The 16,099-nt window shown below is 70.9% G+C and carries 16 protein-coding genes; 3 read left to right on the forward strand and 13 right to left on the reverse strand.

Translation table 11 applies throughout. From position 1 onward, the window contains the following. Window position 1: 1 nt before the first annotated feature. The 6 genes from AC07YS_RS09130 to AC07YS_RS09155 all read right to left on the reverse strand — a co-directional run bounded on the left by AC07YS_RS09130 (window position 2) and on the right by AC07YS_RS09155 (window position 5,777). The gene (locus AC07YS_RS09130) at window positions 2–637 is read right to left on the reverse strand and encodes an FABP family protein (protein ID WP_062481901.1); all 636 of its coding nucleotides are present in this window, start codon (window positions 635–637) and stop codon (window positions 2–4) included. 77 nt (window positions 638–714) lie between these two features. After that, window positions 715–1,140, reverse strand: coding sequence for a hypothetical protein (locus tag AC07YS_RS09135; RefSeq protein ID WP_495269293.1), 426 nt, complete (start codon window positions 1,138–1,140; stop codon window positions 715–717). 18 nt (window positions 1,141–1,158) lie between these two features. Next, window positions 1,159–2,487, reverse strand: a complete 1,329-nt coding sequence (locus AC07YS_RS09140) for an adenylosuccinate synthetase (protein ID WP_495269294.1) — start codon at window positions 2,485–2,487, stop codon at window positions 1,159–1,161. Between the two features lie 10 nt (window positions 2,488–2,497). Then, window positions 2,498–3,469: a hypothetical protein gene (locus AC07YS_RS09145; protein ID WP_095946792.1), complete on the reverse strand. Its 972-nt coding sequence runs from the start codon at window positions 3,467–3,469 to the stop codon at window positions 2,498–2,500. A 39-nt stretch (window positions 3,470–3,508) separates the two neighbouring features. After that, complete coding sequence (locus AC07YS_RS09150; RefSeq protein WP_495269295.1) at window positions 3,509–4,450, reverse strand: protein kinase family protein; 942 nt, start codon at window positions 4,448–4,450, stop codon at window positions 3,509–3,511. A gap of 16 nt (window positions 4,451–4,466) precedes the next feature. After that, window positions 4,467–5,777: a hemolysin family protein gene (locus AC07YS_RS09155; RefSeq protein WP_159277941.1), complete on the reverse strand. Its 1,311-nt coding sequence runs from the start codon at window positions 5,775–5,777 to the stop codon at window positions 4,467–4,469. 23 nt (window positions 5,778–5,800) lie between these two features. On the opposite strand from AC07YS_RS09155, the gene AC07YS_RS09160 reads away from it, so the two are divergent. Continuing rightward, window positions 5,801–6,652, forward strand: a complete 852-nt coding sequence (locus AC07YS_RS09160; protein WP_495269296.1) for a symmetrical bis(5'-nucleosyl)-tetraphosphatase — start codon at window positions 5,801–5,803, stop codon at window positions 6,650–6,652. 24 nt (window positions 6,653–6,676) lie between these two features. On the opposite strand, the gene AC07YS_RS09165 is transcribed toward AC07YS_RS09160, so the two are convergent. Then, window positions 6,677–8,239 (reverse strand): M20/M25/M40 family metallo-hydrolase, encoded by a 1,563-nt coding sequence (locus tag AC07YS_RS09165; RefSeq protein ID WP_495269297.1) that lies wholly within the window; start codon window positions 8,237–8,239, stop codon window positions 6,677–6,679. A gap of 128 nt (window positions 8,240–8,367) precedes the next feature. On the opposite strand from AC07YS_RS09165, the gene AC07YS_RS09170 reads away from it, so the two are divergent. Next, window positions 8,368–9,312, forward strand: a complete 945-nt coding sequence (locus AC07YS_RS09170) for a LysR family transcriptional regulator (protein WP_495269298.1) — start codon at window positions 8,368–8,370, stop codon at window positions 9,310–9,312. Between the two features lie 2 nt (window positions 9,313–9,314). Here the strand turns inward: AC07YS_RS09170 and AC07YS_RS09175 are convergent, their stop codons facing one another. Further along, a complete protein-coding gene (locus AC07YS_RS09175) occupies window positions 9,315–9,830 on the reverse strand; it encodes a response regulator transcription factor (protein WP_495269299.1) in 516 nt (171 codons plus the stop codon). Window positions 9,831–10,068: 238 nt separating this feature from the next. On the opposite strand from AC07YS_RS09175, the gene AC07YS_RS09180 reads away from it, so the two are divergent. Further along, window positions 10,069–11,106 carry an AraC family transcriptional regulator gene (locus AC07YS_RS09180; RefSeq protein ID WP_447742109.1) on the forward strand — a complete coding sequence of 346 codons (1,038 nt, stop codon included), beginning with the start codon at window positions 10,069–10,071 and terminating at the stop codon, window positions 11,104–11,106. Here AC07YS_RS09180 and AC07YS_RS09185 read toward each other — a convergent pair. Genes AC07YS_RS09185 through AC07YS_RS09205 form a run of 5 tightly spaced genes read right to left on the reverse strand, consistent with a single transcriptional unit; the run spans window position 11,103 to window position 16,094 of the window. Then, complete coding sequence (locus AC07YS_RS09185; protein WP_495269300.1) at window positions 11,103–12,065, reverse strand: ABC transporter substrate-binding protein; 963 nt, start codon at window positions 12,063–12,065, stop codon at window positions 11,103–11,105. The two genes, AC07YS_RS09180 and AC07YS_RS09185, sit on opposite strands and share 4 nt — an antisense overlap. Before the next feature lie 34 nt (window positions 12,066–12,099). After that, on the reverse strand, window positions 12,100–13,242 hold the full coding sequence (locus tag AC07YS_RS09190; protein ID WP_495269301.1) for a c-type cytochrome: 1,143 nt from the start codon (window positions 13,240–13,242) through the stop codon (window positions 12,100–12,102). A gap of 1 nt (window position 13,243) precedes the next feature. Next, window positions 13,244–14,038: an ABC transporter ATP-binding protein gene (locus AC07YS_RS09195; RefSeq protein WP_495269302.1), complete on the reverse strand. Its 795-nt coding sequence runs from the start codon at window positions 14,036–14,038 to the stop codon at window positions 13,244–13,246. Further along, window positions 14,032–15,096, reverse strand: a complete 1,065-nt coding sequence (locus AC07YS_RS09200; RefSeq protein WP_495269303.1) for an ABC transporter permease — start codon at window positions 15,094–15,096, stop codon at window positions 14,032–14,034. Before AC07YS_RS09200 ends, AC07YS_RS09195 begins: the two co-directional genes overlap by 7 nt. Next, a complete protein-coding gene (locus AC07YS_RS09205; protein WP_062482528.1) occupies window positions 15,093–16,094 on the reverse strand; it encodes an ABC transporter substrate-binding protein in 1,002 nt (333 codons plus the stop codon). Before AC07YS_RS09205 ends, AC07YS_RS09200 begins: the two co-directional genes overlap by 4 nt. Between the last annotated feature and the right edge of the window lie 5 nt (window positions 16,095–16,099).

Below are 16,099 nucleotides of genomic sequence, written 5' to 3' on the forward strand. Positions count from 1 at the left end.
CTCAGGCCGCCGCCGTCTTCGCCAGCGGATTGAGCCCCGGCTCGCCGACGCGCGTGAGCGTGTTGCGGTCGGTGTGGTGAAAGGGCTCGGCCTGGCCCAGGATCTGCATCACGGTGTCCTGGTCGTACGACCAGGTGCCGTCGGCGTTGATCTTCACCGTGATGTTCCACGCCACCGTGGTGAAGGCGCGCTCCAGGAACGGGTTCGACACGATGCCGTTCACCAGGCTGCCGTGCTCGGCGCTGAGCGTGAACTCGGTGTCGCCGGGCTTCACGTGGCCGCTGGCCATGGCCACCTGTCCGCGCGGAATGGCCAGCGTGAGAAACACGGTGCTGGTGGCCGGCTCCCACAGCCAGTAGCCGACCTGGTCGTGGTACATCTTGGTGAGGCCGGGCTTGTGGATGTAGGTGTGGTAGCGCAGGCCGTACAGCAGCTGCGGGCCGTTGGTCTGCGCGTCGATGGGCTGCAGCTCGTAGTGCTCGACGTAGACCTGCGTCTTCGGGCCCTCTTTCTTCGGCTTGACGTCGACGCCCTTCGTGCCCTCCCAGATGCCGGCCAGCGGCCGCAGCGGGCCCAGGTTGGCGAGCGTGTCGGGATCGGCGGGGGGTTCGGTGTAGATGTCTTCGGGAGTGGTCATGGTGTCGATCGTGGGAGGGAAAACAGGACGAGGATGCTTCGATTCGGATTCTGCTTGAGTGCGGTGGCGGGTCGTGGTCAGAGCGTGTCCCAGACCTGCACGAGCCCGATGAGGTGCACCACGCCGTACACGAAGCACACGAGCGAGCTCCACACCCAGAAAGCACTGAGGCGGCGCCGGTCGAACAGCCACATCGCAACGGCGACAAGGCCGCGCAGCAGGTACACGGCGGTGATGGCGGGCAGCACCAGCGCCTGCAAGGGCAGCGGCTGCAACACGCCGGCGCCTGCCAGCGCGTAGGCGGCCCACACGCCCAGCATGCCGGCGATGACCAGCGTGACGGCCACGGGGTACAGGTGGCCGGCCTCGGCGCTCGCGGCCATGCGCTCGCCCGCGCCGAAGAAGCGGTACCAGGACGGGCCGCCGAAGATGACGCAGATGTGCAAGAGCGCGGCGATGGCGCTCAGCACGGCACCGGCGATCAGGAAGAGGTTGGGGGTCACGCAGGCTTTCTCATCAGGTCAGCGCAGCAGGTCGCGCGCGCGGACGGCCTCGCGCACCGGGCCGAACGCACCGAAGCGCACGGGCAGGCCGCTGAGGGCTTCCACGCGCCGCACCCACTCGGGTGCGTGGGCGACGGCTTGCGGGTCATACAAAGGTTGGGCGCCCTCCAGCAGGCGGGTGAGCGCGTGCTGATGGTCCAGGTCGGTCGCATCGCCGAACGGCAGCGATGACAGCGTGTGCCCGTCGGCATCGCGGTAGCCGGTGCACCAGCGCAGGCCCGCACGCGTGAGCGCATCGAGGTGGCTGGCGAGCAGCCCGTCGAGCGGCCCGGCGGCGGCGAGCGCATAGCGCAGCAGCACCGCGTCGGGGTGGCCACGGCGGAACGCGCCCTGCCAGCCGTCGTCGGCGTTGTGCGGCTCGGCCAGCCGCGCATCGAGCGCGCGGTCGTGCGTGGGCAGCGGACCGGCGCCGTGCCGAGTGAGGTGGCTGCGCAGCACGCCCAGGTGCTGAACGGGCGATGCGATGCCCACGTCGCGCAGCACCGCCTCGACAGCGGCGGTGGAAACAGTGCTCCAGGTGGTGTGCGGATGAAAGCCGCGCCACTCGTCGAGCAGCACGCCCTGCGCGCCTTCGAACAGCACGGTGCCTTGAAGCGCGAGCCGTTCGCCGATGGTGTCGGCGCTCGCGGGCGGCGACTGGCGCAGGCTGGGCTGCACGGCGTCGAGCCAGCGTTGTGCGAGCGAGGCATCGGCGAGCACGGCCAGCTCTTGCTCGGCACCGGCCGACGAAGGCTGCTCGTTCGCGAACTCGCGGTGCAGCGCGAGGCGCAGGGCTTCGAGTTTGTCGAGCGTGCGCGCGGGGTGAACAAGGTCGCCGTAGTGCAGCGTCGTTTCCGGCGCGGCCAGCGCCTGCCGCACGGTCTCGCCCACGCCGACGCCGCAGCTGCCATGCGCGGCCGCGCCGCGCACCCATTCGCGCAGGCGGCCAGCAGCCTGATGAAAAGGCGTGGTCACGCGGCAGCGCGCGTCGATGAACAGGCGCGCAAAAGCGTCGGGCACACCCGCGCGCTGCAGCACCTCGGCCTCGACGCGCAACGCCGTCGGGTGCACCACCACCGGGCTCGCCAGCACGGTCGCCACGCCGGCATGGAAGCTGCCGGCGCCGAACTGCGAGAAGGTGTGGTGGCGGCCGTCGGCCAGCACCACGTTGTGGCCGGCCTGCGCGCCGCCGTTGAAGCGCACCACGGTGTGCGCGCCCCAGGCGCCGCACAGGAAGTCGGTGAAGCGGCCCTTGCCGCAGTCGCCGAAACCGAGGCCGAGCAGCGAGACGTAGCGCGTCGAAGTCAACAGCAGGCCGTCAACCGAAGAGCCGCTTCCACCACGAGCTGCGCGCCCCGTGACCGGCGGCCGGCGTGGCGCGGCGCGGTGCGGTCGGATCGAGCAGCGCGGCGTAGCCGTCGAGCGCGTGCAGCACGCCGCCCACGCGCTCCTTGGCCATGCCGGTGGCGGCCATCACGCCGGCCAGCGCGTCGAGGCTGGGCACGGCCTTCTCGGTGAGCGCGACGATGCCGGCCGCCACCGCGCAGGCGTCGTCGGGCGAGTCCATGCAAATCACGTGGTCGCCGAGCAGCTCGCGCCAGCGCGGCTCGCAGCGGCGGCGGCGCTGCGCGTCGGGGATCAGGAAGAACAGGTGCGTGGTCTCGGCCGCGGCGGCGATGACCTCTTCGATGGGAATGTCCTCGTCGAGCTTCTCGCCGATCAGCCCTTCGACCTGGTGGCGCGACACGGCCGGGTACGGCAGCTCGTCGCCCGTGACGAACAGGTAGCCGCGCTTCTTGCGCTTGACCCAGCAGTCCATGTCGGTGTGCTGCGCCATGACGTAGAAGGCGAGCTCGTAGCTTTCTTCGCCGCTGCCCCCGCCGCCGCCTTCGAGGTAGCTCCAGGTGAGCCACTGGTCCATGAGGTTGGCGGTCGATTCGAACTGGCCCACCTGCAGCGGCGCCTGGTCGGAGGTGGCGTCGCCGATGGCCATGAAGAGCAGCTGGGGGTCGGCCACGCCGCAGTCGGTCAAGAGCTTCATGAAGGTGGGCAGCTCGCGCCGCGCCAGGGTCTGCGGGATGTCGCCCATCGAGCCGGTGACGTCGAGCGCGAAGGCGATGCCCAGCGAGTTCGGATGGTCGGCGTTGTCGCGCGACTCGCGCACCTTGAGCCCCTGCGGGTTCATGAGCGCGTGCGTGGCGGTCTGCGTGAAGACTTCGCTGCCGGACTTGGCGGCGCGGTCGGCCACGATGGCCGCGTGGGCGGCGTGCGAGTAGTTTCCGTAACCCATGGACGTGCTCCTTCGTGAGGAAAAGTGAAAGGCTGGCGGCTAGCCGGCCGGCGCGGGGTCGAAGTGAACGAAGCGCGGCGGCCCGAAGGCCTCGCGCGAGGCCACCGACAGCGCCTGCTCGATGCCCTGCGCGCCCAGGCGCTCGCAGGCCACGGCGTCGTCGCTGCATTCGCGCAGCAAGGCGGCCAGCGGCGCGGAGGTGGCGCTGTCGGACAGCAGCGCGCGCACGCTGCGCGCCGACGCCATCAGGTCGCGCCCGATGGCGCCACCCGACACGTCCTGCCTGGCCTGCGACCAGCCGATGAGCAACACGCCGTGGTCGCGCGGATGCACGAGCGCATGCGCGGGCGCGAGCGCGCGGTGCGTCCAGCCGGCGCCGTGCACGAAGGCCAGCACCTCGAGCATGCGCCGCCAGAGCCAGACGGCATGGCGGGCATCGATGCCTTGCGGATTGGCCTGCTGCACCTCTTGCAGGCTGCCCCAGAAACCGGTCGGGTGGCGCAGCACCAGCGCCTGCCGTTCGCCGTCGCCCAGGCCCTGCGCCACGCCCAGGCCCAGCGGCTGCGGCAGCCGCCGCGTGAAGTAAGCCGCGCCGGGCACCGACAGGGCTTGCAGCGCCTGCAGCACGGCGGCCTCGCGCGCCAGCACGGCGTTGCCCGCCGCTTCACGCGCGAGCTTGATCGTCACGCGCTCGGGCACGGCGCCCAGCCGTTCGGCCAGCAGCACCTCGCTGTGTTCGCCCTGGCCCAGCGGCGCGAGCACACGGTAGTGCGCGCCGCGCCATTGCAGGAGGCGACCGGTGTCCGACAGCTGCGCCGCGTTGGCGCGGCGCCAGGCGGCGCGAAAGCTCTCGCGCTCGACGGTCTCGGTGCCGCGCGTGATGGTGGCGCCGCAGTAGCCGCAGTTGACGGTGCGCCAGCGCGCCGCGCGCGGCAGCGGGGCCGAGCATTGGGGGCAACTCAGTGCAAGCAGCGACAGCATGGCCGCGCCCTCCTCTTCAGTCTTCTTGCGGCGCGGCCGGGTCCGGCGACGCCAGCACGCGGTCGATGCGGCGCCCTTCGAGCGCCACGACCTCGAAGCACCAGCCCGCGCAGTCGATGTGCTCGCCCACGGCGGGCAGGTGGCCCGACACGGACATGAGCAGGCCGGCCACGGTGTTGTAGCGCCCGCGCTCTTCGTCCGGCAGTTCGCGGATGCCCAGGCGCGCGCGCAGTTCCGACACGGGCATGAGGCCGTCGAGCTCCCACATGCCGTCGGCGCGCTGGTGCGCCCAGGCGTCGGCCTGCATGCCGGGCTGCAGCTCGCCGGTGATGGCCTCGAGCAGGTCGCGCGGGGTCATGAGGCCCTGCACCACGCCGTACTCGTCGACCACGAACACCAGCCGGCCGGCGCGCGTGCGGAACTGCTCGAGCAGCTCCATGCCGGTGAGCGTCTCGGGCACGAACACGGCGGGCGTGGCCTCCTGGCCGAGCACGCCCTTGTGGGCGGAGCCCAGGCGCAGCAGGTGCGCCACGCTGATCACGCCGACCACGTCGTCCAGCGAGTTGCGGCACACGGGGTACCACGAGTGCACGAGGTTGAGCGCCGCGGCGTCCGCCACCTTCTGCAGCGCCTGCGCCACGGTGTTGGAGGCGTCGAGCCATTCGATGTCGGCGCGCGGGATCATGAGCGACGACAGGCGGCGGTCGTCCAGGTGGAACACGTTGCGCACCATCTGGTGCTCGTGCTGCTCGATCACGCCGGCGTCCACGCCTTCTTCAAGGCTGGCCGAGATTTCTTCTTCGGTCACCGAGCGCGCGGCGTTGGCGTCGATGCGCAGCAGCTTCAGCGTGGTGGCGGTGGCGCCGGCCAGCAGCCACACGAAGGGCTTGGCGCCCTTGGCCAGCCCGCGCATGGGGCGCGACACGAAGCGCGCCACCGGCTCGGGGTACAGCTGGCCGATGCGCTTGGGCACCAGCTCGCCGAAGATGATGGTGAAGAAGGTGATGCAGGTCACCACCACCGCGGTCGACACGATGCTGGAGGTGCCGGCGCCCATGCCCAGGCTTTCCATCCACACCGCGAGCGGCGCCGCGAAGGCGGCCTCGCCCACGATGCCGCTGAGCATGCCGATCGAGGTGATGCCGATCTGCACGGTCGAGAGGAATTGCGTGGGCGATTCCATCAGCTTCAGCGCAGCCTCCGCCCCGGTGTCCCCCGTTTCGGCCAAGGCCGCGAGGCGTGCGCGGCGGCTGGTGGAAAGGGCCATTTCGGACATTGCGAACACCGCATTGAGGGTGGTCAGCAAGGCCAGCAGGAAGACATCCATGAACGGGGGGAGAGAATGAGGGAATGTCACTTTACTGTATCGGCGACGTCCAGGGCTGCGATGTCCCCCTGGGCCGGCTGCTCGACAAGATCGATTTCTCTCCCAGCCGCGACACGCTCGTGGTGCTCGGCGACCTGGTCAACCGGGGCCCCGATTCGGCCGCGGTGCTGCGCCGCCTGCAGGGCTACGGCGCCTCGGCACGCAGCCTGCTGGGCAACCACGACCTGCACCTGCTGGGCGTGGCGCACGGCGTGCGCAAGGGCGGCCGCAAGGACACGGTGGCCGGCCTGCTGTCCGCCCCCGACAGCGAGGCGATGCTCGACTGGCTGCGCCAGCAGCACATGGCGCTGCACATGCAGGTCGGCGGCGGCGACCTGCTGATGGTGCATGCCGGCGTGCTGCCGCAGTGGACGGTGGGCGACACGCTGGCGCTGGCGTCGGAGGTCGAGTCGGTGCTGCGCGGGCCCGCGCTGGGCGATTTCCTGCACGAGATGTACGGCAACACGCCCGACCACTGGGACGACGCGCTCACGGGCCATGCGCGCCTGCGCGTGATCGTCAATGCACTGACCCGGCTGCGCTATTGCACGCCCGAGGGCGTGATGGAGTTCGAGAGCAAGGACGGCGCCATTCCCGGCCCCGAGGGCTACCTGCCGTGGTTCGACGTGCCGGGCCGCAAGACGGCCGCGGCCACCGTCGCCTTCGGCCACTGGTCGACGCTGGGCTGGCTCTCGCGGCCCGACCTGCTGTCGACCGACACGGGCTGCGTGTGGGGCGGCTGCCTGAGCGCGGTGCGCTTCGGCGCGACGCTGGACCAGCGCGAGCTGATCCAGGTGGAATGCGAGCAGGCGCAGAAGCCCGGCAAGGGGGCCTGACGAGCACCCGCCCCGTTCGGGGGCTCAGAACCCGTGCGTCATCAGCGCGTAGACCGTCTGCACGCCGGTCACGTAGTTGCCCATGCGCAGGTTCTCGTTCGCCGCGTGCTGGTTGTTGTCGGCGTTCACCAGCGGAATGATCGCGAACGGCACCTGCAGCACGCGCACGATTTCCGCCGTCGGCACGGTGCCGCCCATCATGCGGATGCGCACCGGCTCGGGCGCGGTGCCGAAGGTGTCGGTCAGCGCCTTGTAGGCCCACTGGCCGATGGGTGAGTTGATCGGCGAGCCCGCCGCGTCGGCGCCCTCGCTGCGGTAGCTGAAGCTGGCGAGCTTGTCGTAGCGGGCGCGCTCCTCGTCGGTGGGTGCGCCCTTCACGAGGTGGTAGCCCTGCTTGACGATGTGCGCTTCGATCAGCTTGCCCAGGTAGGGCGCGTCGGAGTCGGGCGTGGTGCGCAGGTCCATCTCGGCCTCGGCCTTGTCGGGGACGATGTTCGCCACCTTGTCGCCCACGGCCGCCGAGGCCATGCCGCGCACGTTCAGCGAGGGGTACTGCATCGCCTCCTGGTAGTTGGCGCCGACCCGGTCGGTGCGGGCGATGCCCAGGCGGCGCTTGAGCGCGGCCTCGTCGTCGGGCACGGCGGCCATGATCTTGCGCTCGGCCTCGCCGATCTTCACGCGGTCGTAGTAGCCGGGCACGGTCACGCGGCCGGTGTCGTCCTTCATCGTGGCCAGCAGGCTGGCCAGGCGCTGCGCCGGGTTGGGCGCGTAGTTGCCGTAGTGCCCGCTGTGCAGCGGGACCTTGGCGCCGTACACGGTGAGCCGCGCATCGGCCGCGCCGCGGTTGCCGAACACCAGCGTGGGCCGGTTGGTGGCGTGCATGGGGCCGTCGTGGATCACGATGGCGTCGCTGCGCAGCAGCTCGCGGTGGGCCTGCATGACCTGGCTGATGGACGGCGAGCCTTTTTCTTCCTCGCTGTCGAGGATCACCTTCACGTTGACCGCCGGCTGTCCGCCGCCGGCCTTCAGCGCGTCGATGGCCGCCAGCAACATCATGATCGGGCCTTTGTCGTCCGCCGAGGCCCGGCCGAACACGCGCCACTCGGGGTCCAGCGGGCCGCTGAAGAGCGGGGCCGCATCGATCTCTTCCCACTCGCCCTTGTCCGTCTTGCGCTTGAGCACGGGCGTCCACGGGCTCTTTTGCGCCCACTGCGCGGGGATCACCGGCTGGCCGTCGAGGTGCATGTAGAAGAGCACCGTCTTGCGCGCCGGGTCGCTGCCCGGGAACTCGGCGTAGAGCATCGGCTTGCCGTTGTTGGGCAGCTGCTTCGTCGTGAAGCCGCGCTTGCGGAAGGCCTGCTCCAGCCAGTCGACGTTCTTGCGGATGTCTTCCGGCACGGTGGCGTCGTTGGGCAGCGCCAGCAGCTCGAAGTACTCGCGGTAGGTGCCCTGCGCATGGCGCTCAGCCTGGGCCGGCGAGAGTTCGGCCGACTGCGCGAGGCCGTGGCCCAGCAGCAGGACGGCCGTGGGGAGCAGCGCCAACAGGCGGCGGGTGGCACGAGGGAAGCGAGGGGAAGGGGTGGGCATGGATGGCAGCGCAGAAGGGAGCAGGACGGAGAACCGGGGATCTGCGCAGCATAAAAAGCGGGCACCTTTTCAACAATTGCTATTTTCTTGAGCTACCTTTGCATTCCTTGCAAACCTCACACTCCCCCATGCCCAGCCGCCGCCTGCAGGAAACCTCGCTGCGCTACTTCCTCGAAGTGGCCCGCACGGGCTCGCTCACCGAGGCGGCCGCGCGGCTGAACGTCAGCATCTCGGCCATCAGCCGCCAGGTGGCCGCGCTCGAAACGCTGGTGGGCGCGCCGCTGTTCGAGCGCCGCCCGCGCGGCATGGTGCCCAGCGCCGCGGGCGAGCTGCTGGCGGCGCACGCGCTGCGCGGCGCACTGGAGGCCGAGCGCGTGCTGTCGGACATCCAGGCGCTGCAGGGGCCGCTGAGCGGGCGGGTGCGCATCGCCTGTTCTTCGGGCTTCGCCAACGAGTTCCTGCCGCGCACCATCGCGGCGTTCCGCGAACAGTACCCGGGCGTGCGCTTCCGGCTCGATGCCACCGGCCCGACGCAGGTGAGCGACGCCGTGCTGCTCGGCGAGGCGGACATCGGCCTGACCTACAGCCGCGCGGCGGTGCGCGGCATCCGGGTCGAGCATCGCCAGGCGGCGTCAGTGTTCGCGATCATGCGGCCTGACCATGCGCTGGCGAAGTCGCGCAGCGTGACGCTGGCGCAGATGCATCCCTTTCCCATCGCATTGGGCAGCCCAGAGAACACGGTGCGCCAGCTGTTCGACGTCGGCTGCAGCAACCGCGGCCTCGTGTTCGAGCCCGTGCTGGTGAGCAACCGTTTCGAGGCCCTCGCCAACTTCGTGCTGCAGGGCGGCGGGCTGGCCATCACGGGAGAGATCACGGTGCGCGACCGCGTGCAGCGCGGCGAGCTGGTGGCGGCCGAGATCCGCGAGCCCGGCATGCGCGGGCGCTCGGTCGAGCTGCAGACGCTGGCCGACCGCACGCTGCCCGAGGTGGTGCGCACCTTCCTGGACTACCTGCGCGAGCAGTTGCCGGCGTCCGGTGGCACGCCCAAACCACGCACGCGCAAGGCCGCCTGAGCTCAGCCGCGCGCGGGCCCGGACCCCGGAAAGCTGATCACCCGGCGCTGCGTCGCGCCCGAGGGGCGCAGCAGCCCGCGCCGCGTGGCCTCGTGCACGGCCTGCGTGCGCGAATGGACCGACAGCTTGCGGTAGATGCTCTTGATCTGGCTGGCGACCGTGCTGTCGGAGCGGTGCAGCGCCTCGGCCACGCGCCGGTTGCTCCAACCCTGGGCCACGAGCTCCAGCACCTTCAGTTCGCGCGGCGAGAGCAAGCCCTCGTCGCCGGTTTCTTCGTGCGCCCTGTCGAGCCCGTGCGCCGCCAGGGCCGCCTCCTCGATGTCGCACAGGATCTGCCGCGCCGTGCGCGCGGCCGCCCACACGTCGCCGCGCTCGACCGCCGTCATCAGGTTGGCCAGGTCCAGCTGGTTGGCCTGGGCAAAGAGCCGCGCCGCGGCGTTCGCGGCCACGGCGGGGCTCAAGGGCGGTGCGTCGTCCAGTTCCGAAATGGCACGCAGCTCGGCGCTTCCTTTGGACATGTCAATGCTCGCTCGGTCGATCAACGCTGGGGGAAAAAAGTAAACCCGGCGTCCCTCTGCCACGAAATGCGATGCAAGGACGCCTCTCGCGAGCCTGAGGTCGCTTTGTAAACAGCCTTGACCTTCCGTCTCAGTTCTTGGGAGAATTTCGCAAAATCTGTGATTTTTTAACGCTTAGTTAGTACTATTTGGCGGGCATGGACCCTCCAGCCCCTTGGCGCCGCTCCGACCTCGCCCTATGACGCACAGCGCCGCCACGGCCCCCGAACGCCCCCTCTGTCCCCCGGGCGTGGCGCACAGCCATTTCGACGTGCACGCAGAGCCGCCCGACCGGCAGTTCCTGGCCTGGCGCGCACGCGTCGGCCATGTGATGGACGCCCTGCCCTCGCGCGACGCGCTCGAGCGCCCCTTCAACGCCGCGATCGACCGCTACGACGTGGGCGGCCTGGTCTTCACCGAATGCCGCTCCGACACGCTGGTGCTGGAGCGCTCGCTGGCCCGGGTGTCGACCGACAGCGTGCGCGACTTCGTGTTCCATGTGTTCGAGGAAGGCGGCGTGGACGACCTGCGGGTGCGGGCCACCCCGGGGGCACGCCGCAAGGACGAACCGCCGCCCGCCCCCGCGGGCACGCCCACCATCCTTGCGCTGGACATGAACCAGCCGGTGCGCATGCGGCGCCACGACTGCCGCGTCCACACCTTCTTCGTGCCCGGCGCGCTGGTGCAGGAGAGCTTCCCCGACCCCGAGGCCCTGCACGGGCGCACGCTGGCCTGCACCACGCCGCTGGCGCGGCTGGCGGCGGGGCACGCGATCTCGCTGGCGCGGCACATCGGCGGCATGACACCGGCGGCGGCGCAGAGCGCGGTGCGCACGGGCGCGCAGCTGGTGGTGTCGGCCTTCGGCAAGCAGGCCGGCTTCGACGGCAACGCGCGCGCGGCGGCACGCGCCGCCATGTTCGACCGGGTGCGCCGCCATGTGCAGACGCACCTGCACCGCGCCGACCTCACGCCCGAGAGCGTGCTGGCCGCGCTGCAGCTGCCGCGCCCCACGCTGTACCGCATGTTCCAGCACGAAGGCGGGCTGGGCAGCTACATCCGCAGCCTGCGGCTGCGCCAGGCGGCGAGCGACCTGGCGCGCTACCCGCATGTGATGGTGACCGACATCGCCTACGGCGCCGGCTTTCGCAGCGCCTCGGACTTCAGCCGCGCCTTTCGCCGCGCCTACGGCATCGCACCGCAGGACTTCCGCGTGCAGGCGCTCGAACGACGGTTCTAGGCCGCCGTGCCGAAGCCCGTGTCGAACGTGCCCTTCACGTCGAGCGGCTGCTTGATGAGCCCCACCTGCCGGTAGAAATCGGCCGTGCCCTGCTGGTCGGCGATGACCTGTGCATCGATGGCCACCCACTGCTGCTGGCGGCGCTCGAACTGCAGCTTCGCCGCCTCGGGCGGAATGCCGATGATGCGTGCCAGCGTGGCCGAGAACGCATCGACATTGCGGTACGACCAGCGCTGCGCCTTCACCACGCGCTGCAGAAAGTCCTGCAGCACCGGCCGCTTGGCGGCAATGGCGGCGTCGGTCGCGGCGAGGTAGCTCAGCCCCGGCAGCAGGCCGCGCCCGCTGACCAGCACACGCGCGTGGCGGCTGATTTCGGCCAGCGCGGTGTAGGGCTCCCAGGTGGCCCAGGCATCGACCGAGCCCTGCGTGAGCGCGAGCTTGGCATCGGCCGGCGCGAGGAAGCGCAGGTTCACGTCCTCGGGCTTCAGGCCCGCGGCCGTGATCGCCTTGAGCGTGACGTAGTGGCCGATGGAGCCGCGGTTGGTGGCAACGCTCTTGCCCTTGAGTTCGGCCGCGCTCTTGAGCGGCGAATCGGGTCGCACCAGCACCGCCGTGCCGTAGGCGTCGGAGCGGTTCGCGCCGATGGCCTTGACGCGCGTGCCGGCCGCGAGCGCGAAGATCAGCGGCGCATCGCCGATCGGGCCCGAATCGACCGCGCCCGCGTTGAGCGCCTCGGCCAGCGGCGCAGCGGCGGGGAACTCCGACCACTGGATGTCGTAGCCGAGCCCTTCGAGCCCGCCCGCCGCTTCGAGCAACGCGCGCAGCCCGCCCTTCTGGTCGCCGGCCTTGAGCACCGGGCGGCCCTGCGCGCGAACGAAGGCAGGAAAGGTGGCGGTCGTGGCGGCGGCAAGGCCGCCGGCAAGCAGCTGGCGGCGCGATCGGTCGAGGTGTGAAGTCATGGGTTCGTTCTCCGTGGAAGCAGTGAAAAGGAAATCAGTGGATGAAGCCGCCCTTGACGAAGCGCACCGGCTCGGCGTCCATGCGCGCGATGAGCGCGCCCAGGCCATCGGGTGGCAGCACGGCGCCTTTCGCCGAGGCAGTCGGTGGGCTGTCGCTGCGGCACAGCAGGTCGTCGTCGGACCAGCCGGCCTGCCCCGGCAGGCCGCGCACGCGCAGCCAGCCGTCGCGGTCGGCGATGAGCTGCATGCCCGCGAGCTGGTCGGTGCCCGCGATGAGCGCCAGCGCCTCCCACGCGGCCGGTGAATCGGCCACGCAATCGGCGGTGACGCCCGCCGCCTTCGAACCGGGCGGCAGCAGCTGCACCGTCACCAGGCGCGGGTCTTCGCTGGGCGCGACCGCGCCCGCCACGACGCGCACGCGCTGCCCGCGCGACTGCGCGAGCGACCGGGGCGCCTGCGCGCCGCAGCGCACCGCCATGTCGGGCAGGCCGACGGGCTGCGGCCAGTGGCCCAGCGCACGCAGGCTCTGGCCCGCGCCCTGCGCCTTCATGTAGTCGATGAGCGCCCAGGCATCGGCCGCGTCGAGCGGGCCGCCGAAGCCGGGCATGGTGGCCGTGCCGTGAAGCACGCGCCAGAGCAGGTCTCCATCGGCGCGGCGCCACAGCAGCGGGCCCGTGAGGTTCGGCGGCCACACGGCGAGCGAGGCGGCCAGCGGCCCTTCGCCCTTGCCGTCGGTGCCGTGGCAGCTCACGCAGTGCTGCGCGTAGAGCGCGCGGCCTTGCGCGATCGATGTGGCCGTGAAGCCGGTCGGCGACGCGTGGAAGCTCGCCGGCGTCGCAGGCACGAGCACCACGTTCGCGTGGGGCCAGGGCGCAGCGATCAGCAGCATCGGCACCAGCGCGAGCAGGTACCAGCGCGGGCGCCGCCAGAGCAACGCGACCGACAGCAGCAGCAAAGCCACGCCGACGCACGCCAGCGTCCACGCGAGGCTGCGCGCTTGCCCCAGGTCGATCAGCAGGTTCTCGCCCGACAGCCGGTGCGCCCACGGCCAGGCCGGCTGGCCGTGCACATGGCGCACGAGGCCCAGCGCGTCGAGCATGCGCAGCAGCTGGAGTTGAGCGCCCTGGAGCAGGCCGATCAGCAGGTTGAGCCAATCGGCCTCGGGCGTTGCGTTCATGTCACCAGGTGGCGTCGAGCCCCAAGTGGCGCAGCGCTTCGTGGCGCAGCTCAGCAAGACGCGCGTGCCCGCGATGGCGCGGGTACGGCAAATCGACCACGAGCTCCGCCGCGATGCGCGCCGGCCGGTCGCTCAGCACGATCACGCGGTTGGCGAGGAACAGCGCCTCTTCCACGTCGTGCGTCACCAGCAGCGCCGAGAAGCCCGCGCGCTGCCACAGGTTGACCAGCTCGCTCTGCATCGCGATGCGCGTGAGCGAGTCGAGCTTGCCCAGCGGCTCGTCGAGCACCAGCAGCTGCGGGTCGTTGACCAGCGCGCGCGCCAGCGCCACGCGCTGCGCCATGCCGCCCGAGAGCTGGTGCGGAAAGGCTTTGGCGAAGTCGGTGAGGCCGACGAGCTTCAGCGCTTCGTCGACGCGCCCGCGCTGCGCCTTGAGCACACCGCGCGCCTGCAGGCCGAGCGCCACGTTGTCCCACACGCTGCGCCAGGGGTAGAGCGTCGGGTCTTGAAACACGACGATGCGCGACGGGTCGGGCCGCGTGATGGGTTCGCCGTCTTGTGTGATGCGCCCGGCCGTGGCGGGCTCCAGCCCGGCGACGAGGCGCAGCAGCGTCGACTTGCCGCAGCCGCTCGGCCCGAGCAGCGCGACGAACTCGCCGGGCTTCACCGTGAGGTCGATGTCGTCGAGCACCTGCAGCGGCCCGGCCGGCACGTCGAACCAGTGGCTCACGCCCTGGATGTCGATCTGCGCGCCGGCCTGGCGCACACCCGCTTCGGCTTGCGCGGTGGCTACCATTTGACGGTCCCCTTCTGCCACGACAGCACGCGGTCGCGCACCTTGAACAGCAGCGTGATCAGGCCCGAGCACAGCAGCGCCATCACGATCAGCGCGGCGTACATGTTCGAGTACGACGCCCAGCCCTGCGCCCACGACAGGTAGAAGCCCAGCCCGGCCTTCACGCCCATCATCTCGGCCGTCACCAGCACCGAGAAGGCAGCGCCCAGCCCCATGAACAGCCCCACGAACACCTGCGGCAGCGCGGCGGGAATGGCCACGCGCAGCACCAGGAAGCGCTCGCTCGCACCCATGGTGCGCGCCACGTCGTAGTAGTTGCGGTTGACGCCCGCCACGCCCGACCAGGTGAGCACCGCCACCGGAAAGCCCGTGGCCAGCGCGATGAGGAACACGGCCGCCGCATAGCTCGACGGAAAGAAGAAGAACGCCAGCGGCAGCAGCGCCGAGGCCGGCACCGGCCCCACGAAGCGCAGCACCGGATGCACCCAGTAGCCCGCGATGCGCGACCAGCCGATGGTCACGCCCGTGAGAAAGCCCGCCAGCGCGCCCAGCACGAAGCCGTGGGCGAGCAGCCGCGCCGAATGCGCCAGGCTTTCGCCGAGGCGGCGCCAGTCGTCGATGTAGGTCTCGATGAGGCTCTGCGGCGGCGCGAAGAACGGCGTGGGCAGCAGTGCGAGTTTGGCGGTGGCGATCTCCCAGAGGGCGAACAGCACCGGCAGCGCGACCAGCCAGGGCCCGGCCGGTCGCAGCGTGCGCGCCACGCGGCCCGCGCGCGCGCCGAGCAGCGCCACGAGCAGCAGCGCCGCACCGATGGCAATGGCGGCAATGCCGAATTCGTCGGTATAGGCCCAGTCGCTGAAGCCCACGGCCTTGTTGGGCCAGTAGACGGTGAGCAGGCCCAGCGCGACCCACCCCGCGCTCGCGAGCGCGCCGGTGCGCCAGAAGCCTTCGGCGGGGCGCGCGAACACGGAAGCCGGCGCGGCCTTCTCGATGCCGGGGCGACGCCAACTGCCCGGTGCCGGCGGTGCTTCCAGCACCCGGTCGATGACGGCGCTCATGCCAGCGGATCGAAAGACACGTGCTCCGCGAAGCGCACCGGGTCGGTGGTCTTCTTGAGCACGCCGACGCCGCGGAAGTCGCGCGCGTAGAACTCCACCTCGTCGCGCAGCTTGCGGCCCAGCGGGTGGTGGTTGTGCGTGAGCGTGCCCAGCAGCGCGCGCAGGTCTTCGACCGGCACCTTGGGCGAGTACTTGGCGAAGAGCTTGGCCGACTCGTTCGGGTTCTCGGCCACGTAGTCGGAGGCCTGCGCGATGGCGCGCACCAGCGAGGCGACGGTGGCCTTGTCCTTGCGCACCAGCTCGCCGCGCGCACCGACGATGCAGCAGACCTTGTCCTTGTACTCGCCCGAGAGATTGCTCGCGAGCTCGACGAAGGTGCCCTGGTTGCGCTTCTCGATGAGGTAGACGTTCGGGTCGCCGTCGGCGATGGCGTGGATCTCTCCCTTCTTCACCGCGATGTCGAGCAGGTCGGCCGGGTACTGGCGCCAGGTCACGTCGCGGTCGGCGTCGATGCCGTTCTTCGCGAGGAGGATCGAGAAGAAGTTCTTGCCCGGGCTCGCGATGTCCGACACGCCGATGATCTTGCCCTTGAGGCTGGCCAGGCTGGTGGCGCCCGCGTCCTTGGCGCCCACCAGGCGCACGCAGCCGCCGTGCGAGCTGCCGACGATCTTCACGTCGAAGCCCGACTCGAGCGGCTTGAGCCAGCGGTGGATCATGCCCACGGCCGCGTCGGCCTTGGCGGTGGCGAGCGATTCGAGCAGCTGGTCGGTCGAGCCCGTGTAGTTGATGAGGTCCACCTGCAGGCCGTTGCGCTCGAAGTAGCCGCGCTCCTGCGCCACCACCACGGGCGAGAGGCAGAACGCGGCGGCGTTCCAGGCGAAGGTGAGCTTGCGCGCCTGCTGCGAGAAGGCCTGCGAGGCAATGAGGCCGCCCGAGGCGACCACGGCGGCAGCGGCGCCGGTGCGCAGCACGCTGCGGCGGGAAAGGGATGCGTTCATCGGGG

Source organism: Variovorax sp. GW458-11-26-14-LB1 (assembly GCF_059423965.1).